Consider the following 21250-nt stretch of genomic DNA (forward strand, 5'->3'; position numbering starts at 1 on the left):
GTTAATCCCATAGCTCTTTTTAGTTCGTCTAAACAAGCCTTTGGTAATTTTTCTATATCTCCAATAGCTGTTAATTTTACATTATTTCTATTTAATTCATCTACTTCATTTTTTAAATAAGTTTGTAATAAATTCATCAAAGTCTCTACCTCTAGAGCAGGTCTTTTCCAGTTTTCTGTAGAAAAAGTATATAGAGTTACGTATTTAATTCCTAATCTTTTGCACTCTCTAATAACAGTTCTAACAGTTTCTACACCAGCTTTGTGACCAGCTGTTCTAGGTAAAAATCTCTTTTTCGCCCATCTTCCATTTCCATCCATTATGATGGCTATGTGTTTAGGCAATTTTTGCATATCTATATCAAAAAACATATTGTCCATATTTTATTTTCTCTCCAATACAATTTCTGACTCCTATGATAAGGAGTCAGAAAAATAAGTTACAATTAATTCTATACTATTTATTTTTTGAGATATCTTTATAACTCTTGGAATTATAAGCTTATCCTTGTCTTTTCTTCCTCGAATTTCTGTAATAGTATATTCAATATTTCTATCGTCAAAAAATTTTTTTACATCATCTAAATGAAGACCTAAGAGTCTATTATACTCTTCCAAAATTATACCGCCATTATGTCTTTTTCTTTTACTTCTAGTAAAGCGTCTATTTCTTTTACATATTTGTCAGTTAATTTTTGTACGTCGTTTTGACCCTTCTTTAATTCGTCTTCAGTTATTTCTCCGTCTTTTTGCATTTTTTTAAGTTTATCGTTAGCGTCTCTTCTTTCATTTCTTATTCTAACTTTGAATTCTTCAGCAGCTTTTTTAGCTTTTTTAGTTAATTCTTTTCTTCTTTCTTCAGTTAATGCAGGTACATTTAATCTTATAACGTCTCCATCATTTGTAGGATTAAGTCCTAAGTCAGAATTTCTTATTGCTTTTTCTATTTCTTTCATAGCACTTTTATCCCAAGGGTTGATAAGAAGAGTTCTTGGTTCAGGAACAGATATAGATCCTACTTGGTTTATTGGTGTTGGAGTTCCATAGTAATCTACTCTTATTTTGTCTAGCATTTGTGCGTTTGCTCTACCAGCTCTTATTGTTGAAAATTCATATTTAAGAGCTTCTATTGTCTTATCCATTTTTGTTTGTAATTTGTTTTGTAATTCTTTCATGTTTGTTCCTCCTAATTAATCTAATAATTATTCTACAGTTGTACCTATGTTTTCACCATATACTGCTCTTAATATATTCTCCGTTGTAAGCTCAAATACCTTTATTGGAATTTTATTATCCATACATAAAGATGTAGCTGTTGAATCCATAACCTTAAGTTCTCTTTGTATAACATCAAGATAAGTTAATTTTTCAAACATTTTTGCATCTTCATATATCTTTGGATCTTTATCGTATACGCCATCTACGTTTTTAGCTAATAATATAACTTCTGCTTCCATTTCTGCTGCTCTTAGTGCTGCGGCTGTATCTGTTGAGAAGTATGGATTTCCAGTTCCTGACCCAAATATTACAACTCTTTCTTTTTCTAAATGTCTAACTGCTCTTCTTCTGATATAAGGTTCTGCTATTTGTCTCATTTCAATACCAGTTTGAACTCTAGTAGGTACGTCTATATTTTCTAAAGCAGCTTGTAATGCTAATGCATTCATTACTGTTGCTAACATTCCTATATAGTCTGCTGTAGTTCTGTCCATTCCTTCTGAAGTTCTACCTCTCCAGAAGTTTCCTCCACCTACAACTACTGCGACTTCAACGCCTATTTCTTGAACCTTTTTGATAGCTACTGCAATTTCATTGACAACATCGTTATTTATTCCAGTACCTTTATCTCCAGCTAAAGCTTCCCCACTTAGTTTTAATAATACTCTTTTGTATTTTGGTTTATCCATAGAAATCCTCCTAACGTATATTCTTTTTTATTATTTATTATAAAAAAGAGAACACGTAAGTGTTCTCTTGTGGTCGTCGATTATTTAAGTTGCTTAGCAACTTCTTCTGCAAAGTTTTCTTCTCTCTTTTCTATACCTTCGCCAACTTCGAATCTTACTACTTTACCAACTTTTATATCACTACCAAGGTTTTTAGCTACTTCAGCAACTAATTTTTTTATTGTATAATCAGAATCTTTAACGAATGTTTGTTCTAATAAACAAACTTCTTTTAATTCTTTTTCTAATCTACCTTTTATCATTTTTTCTACTATGTTAGCAGGTTTTCCTTCGTTTAATGCTTGTGCAGTTAAAACTTCTGTTTCATGAGCTAAGTATTCAGCATCAACGTCGTCTCTTGATACATATTTAGGATTCATAGCAGCAACTTGCATTGCTATATCTTTTCCTAATGTTAATACTTTTTCATCTCTAGCTTCAGTTACTAATTCAACTAAAACACCTATTTTACCAGCACCATGTATGTATCCAGCTATTTGTCCTTCTGAAGCTATAGTTTCAAATCTTCTGAAGTCTAATTTTTCTCCTATTGTAGCTATTCTGTCGTTTAATACTTCTTTTAATGCTTTTCCTTCTGGATGTTTTTCTTCTAATAAAGCTTCTATAGTTGTAGCAGTAGTATTTAATGCCATATCAGCAGCATCAGCTACGAAAGCTTTGAAATCTTCATTTTTAGCAACGAAGTCAGTTTCTGAGTTTACTTCTACTACTGTAGCTTTTGTATTATCATCGCTTATTTTTATTGCTACTAAACCTTCAGCAGCTATTCTATCAGCTTTCTTAGCAGCTTTAGATAAACCTTTTTCTCTTAATATATCGATAGCTTTATCCATATCTCCATCAGCTTCTACTAAAGCTTTTTTACAATCAAGCATTCCTGCTCCAGTGCTATCTCTTAATTCTTTAACCATCTTAGCAGTTACGTTAGCCATAATTATAATTCCTCCTATTATTTTAAAAATGGCAAGGAGAAACCTTACCATTCAGTTTTATCATAGTTGAGAAATTGTATTTATAAATACAATTTCTCTTAATTTCAAAGTTAAATAAAATTACTTAAAAGATTATTCTTGTACTTCTTCTACTTCTTCTTCAGCAACTTCTTCTTCTGCACCTTGTCTTCCTTCGATTATTGCAGTAGCCATTGCTCCAGTTATTAATTTTACAGCTCTTATAGCATCGTCATTACCTGGGATTGGGTAATCTAATTCATCTGGGTCACAGTTAGTGTCAACTATACCAACTACTGGTATACCTAATCTAGCTGCTTCTTGTATAGCTATATTTTCTTTTCTTGGGTCAACTACAAATATAGCACCTGGTAATTCAGGCATATCTTTTATACCGTTTAAGTTCTTTTGTAATTTTTCTTTTAAAGCATTTAATTTTATAACTTCTTTTTTAGGAAGAACATCAAAAGTTCCATCTTCTTCCATTTTTTCTAATTCTCTTAATTTTTTGATTCTAGTTTGGATAGTTTTGTAGTTAGTTAACATACCACCTAACCATCTTTCGTTTACGTAGAACATACCGCATCTTTCAGCTTCTTCTTTTATAGCTTCTTGAGCTTGTTTTTTAGTTCCTACGAATAAAACTGGTTTTCCACTTTCAGCTACTTCTTTCATGAAGTTGTAAGCTTCTTCGATTTTTTTAACTGTTTTTTGTAAATCTATTATATAGATTCCGTTTCTTTCTGTGAAGATGTATTTAGCCATTTTAGGGTTCCATCTTCTTGTTTGATGTCCGAAGTGAACACCAGCTTCTAATAATTGTTTCATTGATATTACTGCCATTTTTACCTCCTGGTTTTATACCTCCGAAATGTTCAACTCCCTAATCGACCATCGCTGGCACCTTTTAAGGATCCCATTTTCGTGTGTATTTTTTTATTTTTTATTTTTTCACCTTTTGTAGTATATCATAGGAAAAAACAAATTTCAATAATTTTAATTCAATATATTTTTATTATTTATATTTCAACTTCAAATTGAGTTATGCAGCTACAAAATTGATTTAAAATTTATACTTTACAATTATTTCTTATTGAAAAACATCTTCAATTTTGTTTTAAAAGAAGCATTATCTAAATTATTTTCGCTGACTATATCTATTTTACCCAATTCGTTTCCACTAGAGTCGTAGTATTTTATAATACCTAAGATATCTCCTTTTTTTACGGGATATGTTATTTCTTTTATGGTTATTTGACTTTTTATATCCTCATCTTCTCTACATATTATATATAAGTCCTGACCTGATTTTAAACATACCTCTAGTTCATCTATTCCATATATATACTTTTTACCTATTAGCTCGTCTTTTTTGACAATGCTTTTTGTAGCAAAATTCTCCTTGCCGTATTTCAACATAGATAGCGAAGCTTTTGTCCTCTTGTCCTTATGGTTGGTTCCTAACACAACTCCTATTAATCTATTGTCTATATCGTTTTTGTTTTTGCCTTTATACACCTTCATAGAAAAGCATAGACAGTAGCCAGCATTTCCAGTATACCCTGTTTTTACTCCATCGACATCTGGTATTAATTGGAGCAATACATTTGTATTGTTTTTACAAAAGTTTCTCTCTGGATATGAATAAATCTGCTTATCCGTTATAGATGTAACCTGCTTTTCATAATTATCAAACATATACTTAGCCAATATAGATATATCCCTCGGTGTAGATATGTTTTCCATAGGTGGTATTTTTGGATCTTTTAAGCTATAAATAGGAAGACCATTCGGGTTTACAAAAGTGGTATTTTTCATTCCTAGCTCTTTTGTCCTTTTATTCATAATCTGTACAAAATTATCTACACTACCTCCTATATATTTGGCGATAGCTACAGCTGCATCATTTCCAGATACAATCATCAGACCGTTCATAAGCTCTATTAAGGGTACCTTCTCTCCTTCCTTTAGCTTATAAGAAGATCCTCTAACTTTTGCAGCTTCTTTATCTATTTCTACTAAATCATCTTCTTTGACCTTGCCATTTTCAATTGATTCTATAGCTATTAAAAATGTCATCATCTTACTCAAACTAGCTAATGGCATCTTTTTATCTGGATTTTTTTGATATAGAGTCCTATTTGTAAGCTGGTCTATCAATATGGATCCCTTTGAATAAATATCGACATCGTTGCAATCTATATTGTCATAAGCTAGACAAATATTAAATGTAAAAATATTTAAAATCATAGATACCAATAATATTTTTGAAATAAAACTTTTCAAAGCTGTCACCTTCCCAGTAATAATGAATACGCTCTTATTTTTTCACAAGGAAGAAATTTTAAAGCTAGCAATTATTAACTTATCTAAACATTCTCTTTATTATAAGTGCTGCCCATGTACTCTGCACAGTAATTCCAATGAAAACCTCTACACAAACTAAAATCTTGCCTATAATTCCATTTATAGCCATATCTCCAAATCCAACAGTAGAAAAAGTCACAAGAGAAAAATACCAAAACTCTATATATAGCTTTAACACATCTAATACCGAATAAGACTTCATATTTTCAAATTCAAATCTCACAATATCTCCTGATGAATTAGTAACACCTATCAGCATATACAAAATCGCAAATACACTTATTATCGATATGATATAAAAAAATAGCTTGCTGAGATGCTCTCCATATCCCATAAATTCTCGAGCTATATAATTTAGTATTTTAGATAGTAAATACTCAGAGTAATTTCTAAAATCTTTTCTATTGATAGTATTATTGCTGTATTTTCTCTCGTAGTAGTTATAATATCCTATATTTTTAGTATCGTGAATTCGCTCAGCCTGTATCTGAGCTATAGTATAATTGATTTTGCCTATATAGCTATTTTGGATATCGTATTGGCAATCCCTCAATATGAATTTGCTCTCTTTAGAAAATACTATACCGTCTAACCTAGGGAAATTAATATTTCCAATTAATTCAAAGCTTTGACCATTTATACTTGTATGCTTAAATATCTTTTGGTCTATTATCTGTTGATTAAAATAATTTTTTTTAATAATTAAATCGTCATTAAATTCAGAATTAGAAAACAACACCTGATCTAAAAATCTGCAGTTTAATACTTCGACCTTTTTTTTAAACGCAAAATCCGAAAAATCAGCCTTTTTATAGAAAATACACTCTTCAAACCTCAAATAATTGTAATCGTAGTCTACTAAATCCTTAACGACAAAGTCCTCCTCGAATAAAAAACCTACGAAATTCGCTATCCTCTCCTTTTTTAAATAATGTTTAAAGAGTATTTTCTCCCTTTTAGTTTTATTTTTCTTATGAAAAACACAAACTTCTCCAGATCTTATATATCTACTGCAAACTTTATCGCCTTTAGATTTCCAGTTACAATTCATAAAATTTAGACCCTCTTTAATACTACACCACAAAAAAAAGAATATCTTTATAAAGATCACAGCCTCAATACTATTTCTTTATAAAAATATTCTCTCCAATTTATCACATTTTATTCATTATTAGAAATTCATAACACATAAATATTTCATAAAAAGCTCTTTATACTCTTCATAGTAAGTGCTTCTATCGTTAAATATTATGGCCAAATTAAAAATAATATCTCTATCCTTTAAATCCTTTAGATGCTCTCCATCTGCTTTTATATCGTAAATAGCTCTTCCAAAATTATCTTTTCCACTTTCGTAGACTACTGCATTATAAATTCTATTTCCATGTTTTTTTATAAAATCAATCGTTTCATCCACATGTAACAACAATCTAAAATCCTTATCCTCGTTATCTAATATCTCAAACCCTGCGATATTTTTTTTAGAATACAAAAAAGTTTTATTTATATAATACATAAAATTCCTCCCTATCTCAATTTTAAAGGCTATTTATCAAAGATAATTTTTTAAGTATTTTTGAATATCTATCGTCTAATATATCTATATAATTGTTGTCTTCATCTAATATATACATTATTTTTTCCTGTGCATTAGATGTTGTAAATACTGCATATTTTTTACCTTTTACCTTTACGTTAAAAATAGTGGAATTAAAAAATCTCATCTTTCCCTTTCTCATAAGGTCATTAAACTCATTTGTAAGAGAATTATTGACAACATTTCTTATAAATGTTTTAGGATCTTTGTCGTATATATTTATGAGCTTTTTAAATTTTTCTGTAGACTCAGAAAAGCTATCTATATTTATTATCACCTTATCCTTAGTAAAATGGAAATAACTATTATAATCCACCATTCCCAAGCTCACATATGTATCCTCTGTTATATTTTCTAAAAGATAATTTATCTTATCGCTTTTAGTATTTAAGTTTATTAAGTAATTTAGAAAAAAGTTTATATAATACTCATCTTCATATAAAACTATATTTTTAGGAGCATAAATGACTTTATAAGAAACAGAATTAAGCTCATGAGTACTGTATGTAGAAAATTTATGCTTTTCATCTATAGGCATTTTTACTTCAACCAATATGTTTTTCTCTTTTAATTGTTCAATTCTTTCATATATTCTATTAATTAAACTATCTGTATTAACCATTTTAAATTCCTACTTCCAAATTATCTTGTAATTTTAGTAACTTATTAATTATTTTAGATTTTTCCAAGTCAAAAAGTCTGTTGTCCTTAATATATATATAGCAATAAGGTCTATTAGTCTTATTGTTCATATATTCATAGGCGCTAAAATAATACAAAGTTTCAAATTTTCCATCTATTATAATTTCAACAGTCTTTGATTTGAATAAGCTCAAAATTTCTAAATCATCTAACGCATCCTTAAAGCATTCTGGAAAATAATAATTTTCATATTTTCCTGGGACATAAATATCATTTTCACTTTGTCTTAAAACTACTACGCAAGATAGAGCTTCCATTTTGTAATTTTTAAATGCATTTTTTATAAGATCTACAGTTTCATCTATATTTTCAACATCAAATGGATATCTTAAAATTATATTAGCACCATCTATAGTCACTTTAGGCTCACCTAATTCTAAAATCAAGCCCTCAATATCTACTAAATACTGTATGTATTTAACAGGAGATAAACCTTCTAAAAACGCCTTTAATCTAGATAAATAGCTAGTCTTAAAGGTATATAAATTATCTACCTCACCATTTAATCTATAATTATCAATTAAAGAAGATGTGACCTTTATATCGTTATTTTTGTAGTAATAAATTTTGGGATTTCCAAGTCTCTCTACCTTTTTTAAAGTATAAAATAATTCCTTTATTCTCTTATGATAAATGCTGTCTAGCTGATTGAAAATTGTGTCCTCCTGAGTAGGTACGATATCCTTAATACTCACAGTTGAAAGACATTTTTCAATAGGCAACGTTATATCTAATTCATATTCATCGAACAAGTTACTCAATGTATTACTAAAATCCAAAATTACACTTTCAATATGTTCTTTTTTATCCATAATCCACCTTCTAAATTATTCAAATATATAGTCGTTTTCTGTAATAAAATCTATTATATCATCGTTGTCTAATTCCTCTATAAATAATCCCTTAACTAGTTTCTTATTTAATGAAACTAAATCCTTAAGCGCTAAAACTGTAAACTCAGGTTTTAATTTCAAGAAGAAATTAATTGCATTTGAAAATTTATCTAGCAAATCTTCATCTACATCGTCTATATCATCTATTTGTCTTAAAGCTTCTAATCTAGATATTACACTACCGATTAGTAGATATATTTTATCGTGTTCTGATGGAACCTCGACCTCTACACCGCTTAATATATCGTCTACACTTACAAGCTCATCTTTTAATTTGCAGAATTGTAAAAAGCTATTACATTCGATTTCACCTACATTACCTTCGATTTTATATCTCAATATATCATCGTCAAAATCAAATACATTTGCATTTAATATGTCGCTTACTGCATGCCATGTTCTAGGTGAAGCGAATATCATAGATGTGCTGTCTGGCACAAAGTTATGTAAAGCACCTGGTTTGAAGTTCAAGTAGCTTATTACAAAAGGATTTATACCGTTTTTATAAGCGAAATTTTTCTTCCATATATCTAGATCGTATCCTATGTCGTGTATTTCAAATCTATTTGCAAGAGGTGATGGCATTTGAACAAATACTCCGTTGTCGTCCTCTCTATTACCTAGAGCCACGATAAACCAACCATCAGGAAGTACGTACTCTCCTAATTTTCTATCTTGAATTAATTGGTATGCCGCAGCTTGAACTCTCTTAGGAGCTGATGTAAGCTCTTCAATTAAAAGAATTCCCTTTTCTCCGTCCTTTTCGACATTTGGTAAGATATCATTTGGCAACCATTTTGTTCTAGTTTTGTCTTCATTAGGGAATGGGATACCCTTTAAGTCTGTTTCTGTATATAGTAAAAGTCTTAAATCTATTAATCCCATACCTTTTCTATCTGCTATTTGTTTGATTACAGCAGATTTTCCTATACCTGAAGAGCCAAGTCCTAAAATAGCTCTCTTTATATTATTATCGATATTAAATTCAACTATTTTTTCAAATTGTTCTATGTTTATAGTAGACATATTATAACCCCTTTATTTAAATTTTTATAACATATTTTCTTACATTTTTATTATTTTAGATCCCTTATAACCTTCTATATTATCAGTAGTGCCGTCTTGTGTAAGACACCAAATCACATTTCTAATTAAGACATTTGGTCTTGGAAAATATCCATCTGTCAAAACTATAGCACATATATATTTTAATTTTTCATCTCTTATATAGCCTAGTGCGCTATCGACATTTGTTCCCTCTCCTCCAGCTGGTCTTGCCTTATCAAAATTATCCTTATCAATTTCGAAGACATCCTGTACTATACTGTCAAAAAATATTACTTTACCTGTGGCGTTAAAGTCCTTGCACACATCGTATGCTTGAGACATGAAATTCTTCAAATCGTCATCTGAAATAGAACCAGATGTATCTATTACAAATAATATATCCTCTAGCTTTTCCTCATCCTCGTAAACTCCTGGAAGTATTAAATCCCTGTATATATGGTTTTTATCAGGAGTATCAAAAGACAAGTCATCAGAAGCTATATTGCTCAAATATCTTCTCAAATATTTATGCCATGGAAGTCTAGTCCCTATCAAATCCTCTATTCTTCTAAATAAGTTCCCAGGCATATCTCCCATCGATTTATTTCCCTGCATTTTATTAGTTATGATGCTCTCTTGTATTATTCTTCTCATATTTGACGATGTCTTTTGGACATTTTTAGGTCTCATTATATCTTCTTTGATATTTTGAAAATCTATATTTTTGCCGAGACCACCGCCATTTTGACCGCTGCTGTTGTCGTCTATTTCTGTATTGTCTTTTTGTTTTTTGCTCTGCTTATATATTATCTCATATAACTGCTCAAATGATAATTTTTCTAGCATCTCTTTATCTTCTCTACTCTCTACCATCAAGGCGTCCTTTGGAGGAGAAATCATAATTTGATTTCTTCTAAATTCTTCCTTTTCCATATCTATATAGTAGTTAACTAAATAATCTGCAGCTATATTTGCTATTTTGCTGTCCTTGTTTACCATTCTCGTTGGATGCATAAAAATACAGTGATAAAGTTGATGTAGTAGATAAAAATTTCTTTCGCTCTCAGTTAAATTTTCCATATATTCTCTATTATAAAAAATTGTACTACCATCTGTACAGACAATATCTGTCGAATCACTTTCTCTAAGCTCGTTTAATTTCATCAAAATCACACCGTAAAAAGGTCTTTTTCTTATCAAATTAATTTTTAATTTACTTATACTTTCCTCTATCGTCAAATTTATCACCTCCAATATTACGTTCACATTATTTAATTATACCTTTTTTACAGATTTTAACAATAATATTGACCATATTTATACGAAAAAAAGAACTCACATGAAGAAAAATTTCTTTATCTATGTGAGTTCTTTTATTAATCTACATATAATCCTTCGTATCTGTAGGTAGATTTTTTTCTTTTAATCTGTATTCTATATTTTCTTTGATTATAGAGTATATAACGGCAAATAGTGGAACACCTATTATCATGCCCATAAATCCGAATATTTCTCCTGCTACTAATATTGAAAATAATATCCAGAATGCTGAAATTCCGATAGAATCTCCTAATATCTTAGGTCCTATCACATTTCCATCAAGCTGTTGTATGAAGAATATCAACGCTAAAAATATCAGTGCTTTCATTGGAGATTCAAACAATATAAGCACGAAGCAAGGCACTGCGCCTATAAATGGTCCGAAAAATGGTATTATGTTTGTAATACCTACTATTACAGATATCAAAACTACATAAGGCATCTTAGCTATTGTAAATAGTATAAAACTTATCACACCTATTATAGCTGAATCTATAATTTTACCACTTAAAAATCTACCAAAAGTGTTATTGCTTCTGTAAGTCAATTCAAAAATTCTATCGGCAGTCTTTTTACTAAACATTGCACATACTATTTTTTTAGATATAGCATAGAACTTTTCTTTATCTAATAATAAGTATACAGACACTATAAGGCCTAATACTATATTCCAAATACTAGATAGTAGCTTCATTATTACATCAGCTATAAGTGGCATTATTTCACTTATAAAGGTTATTGCTTTTGTAACTAATTCATTTAATTTATTTTCCATAAAATTAGCCATCTGTTCGTTTACATGTAAATCCTTAATAAGATCTTGAGTAAGATTTCTCACATCCTCAACATATATAGGAATTTGATTTACTATACCTACTATACTCTCAGTAAGCTGTGGCAATACAAAATGTATACATAGATAAAAAAGTACTCCAAATGTCAAATATGTAAGTGCTATACCTATAAATCTCTTTCTCTTTTTTTTAATTTTGTTAAAAGATTTTATATTTGTCAAAAGTCTTTCCTCATAAAATTTTAGTATAAAATTCAATAGATATGCCAATATAAAACCAATAATAAATGGATTCATTATAGAAATTAAAAAATATATTTTGGCACTAAATGAACCTATCTGTGATGCAAAAAGGTAAAATATAGTACTCAAGCATATAACAATTAAGGTATACACAGCTATAGTATTATATTTACTGTTCCAGTTTATTTTCATTTCTTCCTCCCTTTCTCGTCAAATAGTTATAAGACTGTAAATTTCTTATATGTTATAAGATTATCATTATTAAAATAATAATGCACATAATTATTGATATAAATTTTATCATAAAAGAATTGTCCTTTTTACTTTTTTTATTATAATTAATATCTTCATCTAAATGTACATAATTATTTTTAACAATATCAGCTTTTACATACATTAATTCTGTTAAATCTATTAAAATTTCATTGTAGCTTTGGTATTTATCCTTTCTATCTAATAATTTTTTTATAATATGTACTAGACCTTCATTTAAAACTGTAACTTTATCTTGATCTATTTTAATTCCTTTGTCTATATTTCTAAGCATTTTAAGGTCTGTATTTCCTATTTCAAATGGCATTTTTTTAAATACACAATAATACAGTATAATACCTATAGAGAAAAAATCGCTCTCTCTATCTGTATAATTTATATTCAATTGGTGCGGGCATAAAAACGATATATTGTCGTTCATTCTTATATTAACTCCACCATTTGCTTTAGTTATACCTAAGTCGTAGATTTTTATATCGAGATCTTTACCTACTAAAATATTATCTAGTCTAAGACCTCCATGGTACAATTTTTTTTCATCGCAATTTTTCATTGCACCTACAATTTGTTTACCTATAAAAAGTATATCCTTTACTCTTAAATTAAAATCGTTTACAAAGTCATATAGCTTTACACCTTCAAAATACTCACTGACTATATAATATAAAGATTTATATTCCCCAATATCTAAAATTTTAGCTATATTATTTGAGCCAATCGACAAAATCATAGTAGATTCATCTATTAAATCTGGTATAAAATCATCTTTAACATTTCTATTATTTTCAAGTATTTTTATATATACAAATAAATCAAGCTGTAAATCTTTTGCTTTATAAAGCTCATCTATTTTTAAACTTTCCTCTTCCTGATCGTAAATTTCATATCTATTATCTATAATCAACACTTTATCTACCGCCTTCAAAATTAACTTCAACATATTATATCACAAAAAAAGACAAACCTAAAACGAGTTTGCCTTTTTAATTTAAAGTTAACATTTATTCTTGATAAACAGCTGTATATATATGAGTTGTCTTTGATTTTCCATTTTTAGTTATTGTTCTATAAGTTTTTGCACCTGGAAGACCATTATATGTAAAATAATTAGTTTTTATGCTAACTCCTACTTTATCCTTAGAGCAGCCGTATATACTTGCACTAGCTGTTCCTCCTCCTGCATAGCAAGATACGTAAACTGGATGATCGAAATTATTTTTAAATTTGAAATCACTGTCTCCATCATTTACCATAGCATCTCTACCTCTAGGAACATAAGCTGCTGTTTTGCTGTGATTTTGAACTTGTTTTATTTCTAGTCCTGATAAAAGTACTGCATTAAATAAAGTAGTAGAGCCTTGGCAAACTCCTCCACCTGGAGCATCTTGATATTGTCCTGCTAATATAACTGATGCATTTTTAAATCCATTGCTAAGCACTCTTGGACCTGTAGAATCATTGTAAGAGAAAGTCTCTCCTGGCATCACTATAGTGCCATTACATCTAGATAGAGCTAAAGCTATATTGTAAGATCTTTCATATTGATAAGCGTTAAAGCTAGTCGAATAAGAAGCAAGCATAGAATCTATACATTCTATATCTTCAGTTTTTATTTTTGGTTGTGTAACATCTACCTTTAAAGCTATTTTTTCATATGATTTATCAGAGTATGCTTTTTTAATAGATTTTTTATTAGCTTCATCGTCACATTTAAGACCTGTTTTTGATTCATGAACAGTTATTCCAGATGAAACTGTAATAGAAGCATTTTGATATTTTTTGTTTATTTTTTTAGATACTGATTTAATTTTTTTATCTAATTTTTTTTCATCAAAAGACGCCTTTATAGTATAATCCTTCCCTCCGAATTTTGCATTGATATAACTCATCACATTAGAAAAATATGAATTTTCTCTAGTTAGATTATATGCATCCTCCACAACCTCTTTTGTATTATAAGATAAATCTACATCTTCTGGTGTTACCTTATAATCCTTGTTATCATAGGATAATGTTAAATCCTTCATAGGATATTTAGCATTTACTATGTCTAAAGCCTCTTGTTTTGTCAAATTAGATACCTCTACATCCTCTATATAAATATTTTGTCCAATTTTTCCATTATATAAATATTTAGATGTAAAATAATTTAAACCACCTACAAAAACAATTATTATTGCTGCCGCTATTATTAAAAATACATTCCTTTTGTTTTTAAAAAAACTCTTATTATTTTCCTCTTTTACAGTTGTATTCTCGCTCATTTTTACCTTCACCCCATTTCTATGTACTCTTAGATTATATTTTAATTGTTAAATTAAAACAATAAAATAAAATAAATGTAACCATTTTGTTACTAAAATTTAAATTTACAAAAATAAAAACCTATTTTTATTGTAATAGGCTTTTATTTTAAACATATACAATTTTTAGTTTTTCTTTTCCTTCTTTATCCCTTTAAATTTGCCAGCACTTCCTATAAATATAAAACCAAATCTATTGTATATTTCATTTAATTGCATCAATGTAACTTCACCCTTTTGTAAGTTTAAGTAAGTTATTTCTTCTAATTTTCTTTCGTATGCTACAGTCATTTTAATCACTCCTCAATTAAAATTTTATTACATTATATTAATTATATTTAAAAATATTCACATTATTTATTCTATAATTCCAAACACGTGTTCTATAGTTAGATTATACATCAAACATTAGTTCGATTTCAATAGTTTTTTGTTTTTTTTTAGAGAATTATAAAATTTTATACTATTTTATTTATGGACTTTTTATAATTTTAATACTACAATTTACATATACCAGCCAAAAACACTCTAATATGAAAAGTAGTTAGGAGGAGCTTATATGAGAAGAGTAGCCGTTATTAGCGCGATACTTGAAGAGCCAGATATAAGTCAACAACAATTTAATTATATCTTATCAAAATATAAACACATAATTAGAGGTAGAATGGGTATACCTTGTGAAGTTGAAAATATCTCAGTTATAAGTATTGTCGTAGTTGGAGAATTAGATGAAATAAATAGCTTAACTGGCAAACTTGGTAAAATACCTTCTGTTCTTGTAAAAACAAGTATTTCCAAAAAAGAAGTTGAATAATTTTTAAAAAAGTCTACATTGATTAATAATCTTAAAAATGGAGACTTTTTTATTGTGCATTTAACATAAAATATAGTATCATATAAAAAAGGGGATATAAGGGGGCAACAGGATGAGAAACTCTAATGCAAATAAAACAATACTCTTCATAGAAAAGAAAAAAGAGTTTGAAAACAACAAAGACAATAATTGTTTTAACGTTAATAATAAAAAAATTAGAGAAAAAAACGATAAAATTATTTCATTCTCAAGTTATAAACGACTAAAATTCAAAAAAAATCATACCAAAAAAGAAAATAACTTAAATATCGATAAAATCAAAAAAAGGGTTTTTTTAATTGTAATTGTAACTTTATTTTTACTTATGTTTGCTACAACAGCTATGAAGCAAAAATCATATAGTCAAACTACTTCTAACACATTTGTAGCTGAAAGCGCTAAAATAGGAGCTACTGAGAGCTCTACTTATAAATCAATAGTAAAAAGAGTTGTCGGAAAATACACAAATAGTGGTTATAGCGTAACCGTATCTGAATTACATAAAAATGGAAATCTAGTATATGCTCGAGGGTATTTTGATGTTCCTAATGAAGGAAAGATCAATTACGATTTAATTTTAAAAAATGACTCTCCAACTTCTTTGATAATAAATGGAAATGAATATATAAAAAAATAATTAAAAAAGAGAAATGACTAAATTAATGTTCATTTCTCTTTTTTGTATTTATTTTTTCACATTATTTTTTACTGCTTTTCCTACGTTTTTTCCTGTTTGCAGAGTTTCTTTGGCGATAGAACCAACTCCATCTAAAACATCTTTGCCTATTGTCCCTACTCCATTTATGACCTCTTTACCTATGGAGCCAACGCCATTTATAAGCTCCTTGCCAACATCTGCTATAGGACCTGTAATTTTTTTCATAATATACACTCAACTCCTATGATTTAGCTAACCAAAATCATTTTATATATATTATGATTTTACTGTAAATTTAGTTACTAATTTACAAATAAATTACAATAATTCAATAGCCTTGTCGATATCGATCATATTTTTTTCATATAATCCATATCCCATAAAAGACGATGTAGCTATCTTTATATCTGCTATATCTGATATTTTTTTATATTGTTCAGAATTCTTTATTTTAAACAATGTATCTTTCAATTTGTCGTCTACATTGCTTTGATTTCCAAATATGTATACGATTTCTATTTTATCAGAGAAATCAATATTTAATTCTTCATATGGATATAAAAGACCTAGCATTGTTTTAACCTTGTATATTTCCTTTAAATCGTCTTTTAAGTGGTTTAGGTACTCTTCATTATACAAGAAGTCTATTATATCACTTAAATTGCTTAAAATATCTTCTGGTGTCTTTAAATGGTTATCTCCGTAGTACATTTTAAATAAAGCCAAATCTAAATTATTAGTATTTGTATTATCTACACTCCATTTAACACCTACCATATCAAATAAGTAATTATTTAGACATCCCCTGTATTCTATATCGCCTATAAAGTAATCGCTTTCCTTACCGATAAGGCCGTAATTATTTTCTTTGGCCACAATATGCTTATATTCTCTCTCACCACCATCTGGCATTTCTATCTTCATCCACAAATCCATTTGTTGTTTTATTTTAGGTATATAGTCGATTAATTTATTTGCCTTAGATACGCTGTCGATTCCAGTTATACATTCAACTACTACACCTTGGCTGTTTTCTGATTTTATATAATTTTTATCAAAATAACCGTTATATAAATTTTCTCCTGCTTCTTTGATTTTTAGAAGGCTTCCACCTCTATAGTAAATATTTATACAATCCTTTCTAATCTCCATAGCCAATGTAGTATCCGATTTTACGTATTTTAAGATGTTTCTTAAAACTCCGTCTTCCAAATCTCTAACAAAATTATTTGATATTATTCTTTCCATAAAATCACCCCTTCATTATAATGCATAGGAAAAATTAGCTTTTATCATATAAGCTATATATATATTCTATCACAATTTTATAATTTTATTTTAATTTTATAAGGCTTTGATTAAAATTAAAATAAAATTATAAAACGAAAAAGGTGTGCTTTTAAAGCACACCCAACTTGGCTATTTTAATAATTGTATTGTTATATTTCTAGAACCCCAATTTCTACATTGTGATTCGCTATTCATGTAAATATCTATTATATTTCCTTTTATTCCGCCTCCACAATCTTCTGCTACGAAGACTTTGTCAAGCTCTTTTATGTAAACTTTTGTTCTGTATGGTATTACCTTTGGATCTACTGCTATAACTCCATATCTAGCTTTTGTTCCAAGTGCTGTATATCCACCACCTGTATATGCAACGGCTCTTACTTTAAGAGATTTTTGAACTTTATATCCTTTTACAGTCTCTTGACTTGAAGATGTTGTTCCTGTAGATACGTATTTTTTACTTACCCAACCGTATTTTCCATTGTATTTTATTTTATACCAACCGTTTTTTGTTTGATATATAGTGACCTTAGCGCCTTTTTTAAGTGAACCTATTTTCTTATAGCTTGTAGAAGCTCCACTTCTTACATTTAAAGAATTAGCTGTAACTGTTCCTTTTTTAGTAGTTGTAGTAGATGAAGCTTGTGAAGCTTTAGATACGTATTTTTGACTTACCCATCCATTAGCTCCATCGTATTTTATTTTATACCATCCATCTTTTGCGTCGTATATATTAACTGTATTTCCTTTTTCTAATGAGCCTATTTTTCTGTATTTTGTAGAAGCACCGCTTCTTACATTTAAGGAACTTGCTGTAACTGTACCTTTTTCGCAACTTGCAGCATCGATTGGAGTTGTTACTCCTAACATAACTATAAATGCACTTATTATAGCCGTAGTTTTCGCAAATTTTTTAATCATAAATTTTCCCCCTAAATTTTAATTATATTTATATAATATTACATTTTAGTAACTTTTAAAACCCCCTTTTTAAAAAAAGTTACATCGTTGTTACTTTTTTGTAATTTTTCATTTAGGTTAAAAATGCATTTAAAGCTAGTATTTTCAATAGGTACAGTTTTTTTCATTTTTGTAATTTTTTTGTAACAATTTTTTTAAATTTTTTTGATGTTTTTTCTTTTTTAACTGTTTTTAAATCAAAATCTAACTAAAAAAATCCATAGTAGAATCGATTAAAACTACTATGGACTATAAATTAAATTCCTTCTAATAATACGGTCATTATTCCTCCGCATACCATACCTTCTTCTTCAGCTGCTTCTCCTCTCATATCTATAAGCTCTACCTTAAAATCATCTGTACCTGCCATATTTGCTGCATCTACTATTATTTTAGCCTCTGCACATCCTCCACCGATTGTCCCTATTATATGTCCACTATCGTACACTATCATCTTGCTTCCAGCTTTTCGAGGGGTAGATCCCTTTGTAGATATTACAGTTACAAGAGTCATCTTTTGGTTTTCAATTGTAGCCAAAGCTTCTATGACCTCTTTGTTTATTTCTGAAGAATTATTTGGTTTTGAGGATTTCTTTTCGTCTCTAACGCCGCCAAGTCTCTTGACCTTTATAAGCTCAGCTAATATAGCTATAGCTATCTCTTCAGGAGTTACAGCTCCTATTTCTAAACCTATTGGAGTGTAAATATTTGCTAGCTTTTCCTTAGAATAGCCCTCTTCTATTAATTCCTGTTTCATCATTTTTACTCTTCTTCTTGAGCCTATCATACCTAGATATCTCAATTCATCTAGCGGTAAAATATGTTGCAAACAGAATTTATCATATCTATGACCTCTTGTTACTATTACTACGAAATCGTCTTCGTTTATATTTAAAATCTTGAATATATTTTCAAATGAATCACATATTACGTTTATATTTTCGCCAAATCTTCCTTTATTAGCAAAATAAGGTCTGTCGTCTGCAACAGTTACGTTAAAACCGACTTTAGATGCAAACTGGCAAAGATGATATCCTACATGTCCTGCACCTAATACAATCAGCCTGCTCTCTCTTTTAAAAACCTCAATCAGCATATTTTGATCTTCATCGATTTGAATATTTTTTATAAGGTTCTTTTCCTTAGCTTCATTTGCGTATTTTTGAGTTTCTTCATCTAATTCATCGAATTTATACGCATTTTTTTCAATTTTCTTACTTTTTAAATTGTATTTTGTTACAATGGCTACTTCTTCGCCCTTATTTAGATCTTCTAATACTTTTTTGTATATTTCAGCGCTCATCTTTACACCTTCTTTACTAAAATTTTTAAATTTGTCAGGATTTTAGACAAATTAAATATCTCTATAATAAATAGTATATTAGACAAAAGCTGAAATTTCAATAAATTTTATATTTTTGATTGGAATAGTCAAGATTTATTATTTCCACAAGTCTATACCCTTTTTACAGCACATACTCAATAATGCTTCTAAAACTCCTCCAGCTATACATCTAGCTTTATCCGATATTTTATAGCAATTTTGCAATTCTTCTTTTCTAGGGTCAATGTCGGCTATTTTAAGCCCTTTTTTGACATAGGATTTATCGTAAATTATACCTCTTAAAATTCCATCTAGTGTTGCATATATATTTTGTCCGTTTACTTTAGCTATGACTTGATTTTTTTCGACATAATCGCCAATTTCGCTTATATTATCTATGATTCCTTCTGCTGGAGAATGGATTACCCTCTCCTTTGAATACCCTTTTATATTTCCAGGAATCCCAGTATCCTTCTCTGCAAATCCCTCGTATATAATCCTTCCTAAATTGTGTCCTCTCTTTGTCTCTATTACGGCATCTACATCTTTTCCAACTTCAAATCCAGGTCCTAGAGCTATTGTGACAGGAGCCATATCTATTTTAGTTCCGATATTTTTTTTAGCTATTATTGCATCTACCAAAGCTACTGGTTTTATTTGCTTTAAGATTTCGCAGCTTTGATCTACAAAAAGCGGAACATATCCTTCTCCTAAAAGAGAGTGCATATCATCTATATTGTCTGTCAATTTGCACTTGACACCTTCTACCTCCATCTCACCTTCAAATACTGCATTGCAAAATGATACAGTTCTTCTTATAGCAGTGGGATGGCTTGTTTCAAGCGCTATTACCTTTATATTACATCTATTTAATTTATGAATAACTCCTGTTGCCAAATCTCCCGCTCCACGAACTACGACTATATTATCCATAATTATTTTCCTTTCAATCTCTATTTAATTATATATTTTTATAACTTGTAAAAATTACATTTATATCAAAATTTTGACATAAATCAGCTATTTTTTTACATTTTCCTAAATATTTTTCACTATCTACTTTATTTATTACTACTTTATATTTACAGTTTACATCTTTTTTAAGTCCTTTTTTACTTGTAGCTATTTTGACTATATCTTCAATTTCTATATTTTCATCTACACTTTTTTGTAGAAAATTTGCCACTGAGTCTGGTCTATGACATACATCTTTTATTTTTTTACCTAAGCAGTCAATTCCTATAATTCCAATCACTAAATTCGTACTTTTGATTATCACCGGTTCATTTTCTCTAGGCACCTTAAGAGGCAGTCTCTTAGAACCATCGCCTTCTATAAGTACATTATCACAGATAGAAATAGCTTTTTGTAGTAAATCAAAATCTAAGCATTTTATCTTATAATCGCTTTCTTTTTTACCTATTTTGATTAAATTGCTAGTCTCTAAAATTTGCTCAATTTTCTTTAAATCGCATTCGTCTTCTACTAAAACAAAGTCCTCCTCTAATGCCATATGTGTAGTTGTAGTTACAATTGTCTTTCTATTTAAATTAGATATCTCCTCTCCCAATCTAAACATCGTGCTCGTCTTTCCTCCGGCACCTACTATTGTTATTATCTTGTCCTTTTGTATATCTATTTCTAGAGCTTCTATCAAGCTGTTATTTTCTATTATTTGATCGTCTTTATAAGAATAAATTTTCATCTACGA

25 protein-coding genes are annotated in these 21250 nt (G+C 29.0%); 2 read left to right on the forward strand and 23 right to left on the reverse strand.

Features of this window, described 5'->3' with window-relative positions; all coding sequences use genetic code 11:
- The 17 genes from uppS to MR593_RS05115 form a co-directional block, all read right to left on the reverse strand.
- On the reverse strand, positions 1-380 hold a 380-nt coding region (uppS, locus tag MR593_RS05035), incomplete at its 3' end, for a polyprenyl diphosphate synthase (RefSeq protein ID WP_290690408.1).
- A gap of 33 nt (positions 381-413) precedes the next feature.
- Positions 414-617 carry a hypothetical protein gene (locus MR593_RS05040; protein WP_290690409.1) on the reverse strand — a complete coding sequence of 68 codons (204 nt, stop codon included), beginning with the start codon at positions 615-617 and terminating at the stop codon, positions 414-416.
- A gap of 2 nt (positions 618-619) precedes the next feature.
- The gene (gene frr / locus MR593_RS05045; protein WP_290690411.1) at positions 620-1174 is read right to left on the reverse strand and encodes a ribosome recycling factor; all 555 of its coding nucleotides are present in this window, start codon (positions 1172-1174) and stop codon (positions 620-622) included.
- Positions 1175-1201: 27 nt separating this feature from the next.
- On the reverse strand, positions 1202-1906 hold the full coding sequence (gene pyrH, locus MR593_RS05050; protein ID WP_290690413.1) for a UMP kinase: 705 nt from the start codon (positions 1904-1906) through the stop codon (positions 1202-1204).
- 80 nt (positions 1907-1986) lie between these two features.
- Positions 1987-2898: a translation elongation factor Ts gene (gene tsf / locus MR593_RS05055; RefSeq protein WP_290690415.1), complete on the reverse strand. Its 912-nt coding sequence runs from the start codon at positions 2896-2898 to the stop codon at positions 1987-1989.
- Between the two features lie 132 nt (positions 2899-3030).
- Positions 3031-3759, reverse strand: coding sequence for a 30S ribosomal protein S2 (gene rpsB, locus MR593_RS05060; RefSeq protein WP_290690418.1), 729 nt, complete (start codon positions 3757-3759; stop codon positions 3031-3033).
- 240 nt (positions 3760-3999) lie between these two features.
- Positions 4000-5211, reverse strand: a complete 1212-nt coding sequence (locus MR593_RS05065; RefSeq protein WP_290690421.1) for a D-alanyl-D-alanine carboxypeptidase family protein — start codon at positions 5209-5211, stop codon at positions 4000-4002.
- A gap of 70 nt (positions 5212-5281) precedes the next feature.
- A complete protein-coding gene (locus tag MR593_RS05070) occupies positions 5282-6334 on the reverse strand; it encodes a potassium channel family protein (protein ID WP_290690423.1) in 1053 nt (350 codons plus the stop codon).
- Positions 6335-6454: 120 nt separating this feature from the next.
- On the reverse strand, positions 6455-6799 hold the full coding sequence (locus tag MR593_RS05075) for a hypothetical protein (RefSeq protein WP_290690425.1): 345 nt from the start codon (positions 6797-6799) through the stop codon (positions 6455-6457).
- A gap of 22 nt (positions 6800-6821) precedes the next feature.
- A complete protein-coding gene (locus MR593_RS05080) occupies positions 6822-7502 on the reverse strand; it encodes a hypothetical protein (RefSeq protein ID WP_290690426.1) in 681 nt (226 codons plus the stop codon).
- A gap of 1 nt (position 7503) precedes the next feature.
- Entirely contained in the window at positions 7504-8394 is an 891-nt protein-coding gene (locus MR593_RS05085) for a hypothetical protein (RefSeq protein WP_290690428.1), read from the reverse strand.
- A 15-nt stretch (positions 8395-8409) separates the two neighbouring features.
- Positions 8410-9501, reverse strand: a complete 1092-nt coding sequence (locus tag MR593_RS05090; RefSeq protein WP_290690431.1) for an AAA family ATPase — start codon at positions 9499-9501, stop codon at positions 8410-8412.
- A gap of 39 nt (positions 9502-9540) precedes the next feature.
- A complete protein-coding gene (locus MR593_RS05095) occupies positions 9541-10761 on the reverse strand; it encodes a vWA domain-containing protein (RefSeq protein ID WP_290690433.1) in 1221 nt (406 codons plus the stop codon).
- A 142-nt stretch (positions 10762-10903) separates the two neighbouring features.
- Entirely contained in the window at positions 10904-12070 is a 1167-nt protein-coding gene (locus tag MR593_RS05100; RefSeq protein WP_290690436.1) for an AI-2E family transporter, read from the reverse strand.
- Between the two features lie 52 nt (positions 12071-12122).
- Positions 12123-13058, reverse strand: coding sequence for a protein kinase domain-containing protein (locus MR593_RS05105; RefSeq protein WP_290690439.1), 936 nt, complete (start codon positions 13056-13058; stop codon positions 12123-12125).
- Positions 13059-13152: 94 nt separating this feature from the next.
- Positions 13153-14415: a VanW family protein gene (locus tag MR593_RS05110; protein WP_290690440.1), complete on the reverse strand. Its 1263-nt coding sequence runs from the start codon at positions 14413-14415 to the stop codon at positions 13153-13155.
- Between the two features lie 165 nt (positions 14416-14580).
- On the reverse strand, positions 14581-14745 hold the full coding sequence (locus tag MR593_RS05115; protein WP_290690442.1) for a hypothetical protein: 165 nt from the start codon (positions 14743-14745) through the stop codon (positions 14581-14583).
- A 268-nt stretch (positions 14746-15013) separates the two neighbouring features.
- On the opposite strand from MR593_RS05115, the gene MR593_RS05120 reads away from it, so the two are divergent.
- Complete coding sequence (locus MR593_RS05120) at positions 15014-15268, forward strand: TM1266 family iron-only hydrogenase system putative regulator (protein WP_290690445.1); 255 nt, start codon at positions 15014-15016, stop codon at positions 15266-15268.
- Positions 15269-15380: 112 nt separating this feature from the next.
- Complete coding sequence (locus MR593_RS05125) at positions 15381-15944, forward strand: hypothetical protein (protein WP_290690446.1); 564 nt, start codon at positions 15381-15383, stop codon at positions 15942-15944.
- Positions 15945-15992: 48 nt separating this feature from the next.
- Here the strand turns inward: MR593_RS05125 and MR593_RS05130 are convergent, their stop codons facing one another.
- The 6 genes from MR593_RS05130 to yqeC all read right to left on the reverse strand — a co-directional run bounded on the left by MR593_RS05130 (position 15993) and on the right by yqeC (position 21244).
- Positions 15993-16190: a hypothetical protein gene (locus tag MR593_RS05130; RefSeq protein ID WP_290690448.1), complete on the reverse strand. Its 198-nt coding sequence runs from the start codon at positions 16188-16190 to the stop codon at positions 15993-15995.
- Positions 16191-16283: 93 nt separating this feature from the next.
- Positions 16284-17213 carry a hypothetical protein gene (locus MR593_RS05135; RefSeq protein WP_290690449.1) on the reverse strand — a complete coding sequence of 310 codons (930 nt, stop codon included), beginning with the start codon at positions 17211-17213 and terminating at the stop codon, positions 16284-16286.
- Positions 17214-17384: 171 nt separating this feature from the next.
- Positions 17385-18176: an SH3 domain-containing protein gene (locus tag MR593_RS05140; protein ID WP_290690451.1), complete on the reverse strand. Its 792-nt coding sequence runs from the start codon at positions 18174-18176 to the stop codon at positions 17385-17387.
- 295 nt (positions 18177-18471) lie between these two features.
- The gene (locus MR593_RS05145) at positions 18472-19518 is read right to left on the reverse strand and encodes an XdhC family protein (protein ID WP_290690452.1); all 1047 of its coding nucleotides are present in this window, start codon (positions 19516-19518) and stop codon (positions 18472-18474) included.
- Between the two features lie 138 nt (positions 19519-19656).
- The gene (yqeB, locus tag MR593_RS05150; protein ID WP_290690454.1) at positions 19657-20472 is read right to left on the reverse strand and encodes a selenium-dependent molybdenum cofactor biosynthesis protein YqeB; all 816 of its coding nucleotides are present in this window, start codon (positions 20470-20472) and stop codon (positions 19657-19659) included.
- A gap of 28 nt (positions 20473-20500) precedes the next feature.
- Complete coding sequence (gene yqeC, locus MR593_RS05155) at positions 20501-21244, reverse strand: selenium cofactor biosynthesis protein YqeC (protein ID WP_290690458.1); 744 nt, start codon at positions 21242-21244, stop codon at positions 20501-20503.
- Between the last annotated feature and the right edge of the window lie 6 nt (positions 21245-21250).

The sequence above is a fragment of the Intestinibacter sp. genome, from assembly GCF_022780145.1.
In the GTDB taxonomy this organism is placed as follows: domain Bacteria; phylum Bacillota; class Clostridia; order Peptostreptococcales; family Peptostreptococcaceae; genus Intestinibacter.

Coding starts and splice junctions, on each gene's coding strand:
- frr (WP_290690411.1), bottom strand. CDS start 1,174: ATGAAAGAATTACAAAACAAATTACAAACAAAAATGGATAAGACAATA.
- pyrH (WP_290690413.1), bottom strand. CDS start 1,906: ATGGATAAACCAAAATACAAAAGAGTATTATTAAAACTAAGTGGGGAA.
- tsf (WP_290690415.1), bottom strand. CDS start 2,898: ATGGCTAACGTAACTGCTAAGATGGTTAAAGAATTAAGAGATAGCACT.
- rpsB (WP_290690418.1), bottom strand. CDS start 3,759: ATGGCAGTAATATCAATGAAACAATTATTAGAAGCTGGTGTTCACTTC.
- MR593_RS05070 (WP_290690423.1), bottom strand. CDS start 6,334: ATGAATTGTAACTGGAAATCTAAAGGCGATAAAGTTTGCAGTAGATAT.
- MR593_RS05075 (WP_290690425.1), bottom strand. CDS start 6,799: ATGTATTATATAAATAAAACTTTTTTGTATTCTAAAAAAAATATCGCA.
- MR593_RS05080 (WP_290690426.1), bottom strand. CDS start 7,502: ATGGTTAATACAGATAGTTTAATTAATAGAATATATGAAAGAATTGAA.
- MR593_RS05085 (WP_290690428.1), bottom strand. CDS start 8,394: ATGGATAAAAAAGAACATATTGAAAGTGTAATTTTGGATTTTAGTAAT.
- MR593_RS05090 (WP_290690431.1), bottom strand. CDS start 9,501: ATGTCTACTATAAACATAGAACAATTTGAAAAAATAGTTGAATTTAAT.
- MR593_RS05100 (WP_290690436.1), bottom strand. CDS start 12,070: ATGAAAATAAACTGGAACAGTAAATATAATACTATAGCTGTGTATACC.
- MR593_RS05110 (WP_290690440.1), bottom strand. CDS start 14,415: ATGAGCGAGAATACAACTGTAAAAGAGGAAAATAATAAGAGTTTTTTT.
- MR593_RS05115 (WP_290690442.1), bottom strand. CDS start 14,745: ATGACTGTAGCATACGAAAGAAAATTAGAAGAAATAACTTACTTAAAC.
- MR593_RS05120 (WP_290690445.1), top strand. CDS start 15,014: ATGAGAAGAGTAGCCGTTATTAGCGCGATACTTGAAGAGCCAGATATA.
- MR593_RS05125 (WP_290690446.1), top strand. CDS start 15,381: ATGAGAAACTCTAATGCAAATAAAACAATACTCTTCATAGAAAAGAAA.
- MR593_RS05130 (WP_290690448.1), bottom strand. CDS start 16,190: ATGAAAAAAATTACAGGTCCTATAGCAGATGTTGGCAAGGAGCTTATA.
- MR593_RS05135 (WP_290690449.1), bottom strand. CDS start 17,213: ATGGAAAGAATAATATCAAATAATTTTGTTAGAGATTTGGAAGACGGA.
- MR593_RS05140 (WP_290690451.1), bottom strand. CDS start 18,176: ATGATTAAAAAATTTGCGAAAACTACGGCTATAATAAGTGCATTTATA.
- MR593_RS05145 (WP_290690452.1), bottom strand. CDS start 19,518: ATGAGCGCTGAAATATACAAAAAAGTATTAGAAGATCTAAATAAGGGC.
- yqeB (WP_290690454.1), bottom strand. CDS start 20,472: ATGGATAATATAGTCGTAGTTCGTGGAGCGGGAGATTTGGCAACAGGA.
- yqeC (WP_290690458.1), bottom strand. CDS start 21,244: ATGAAAATTTATTCTTATAAAGACGATCAAATAATAGAAAATAACAGC.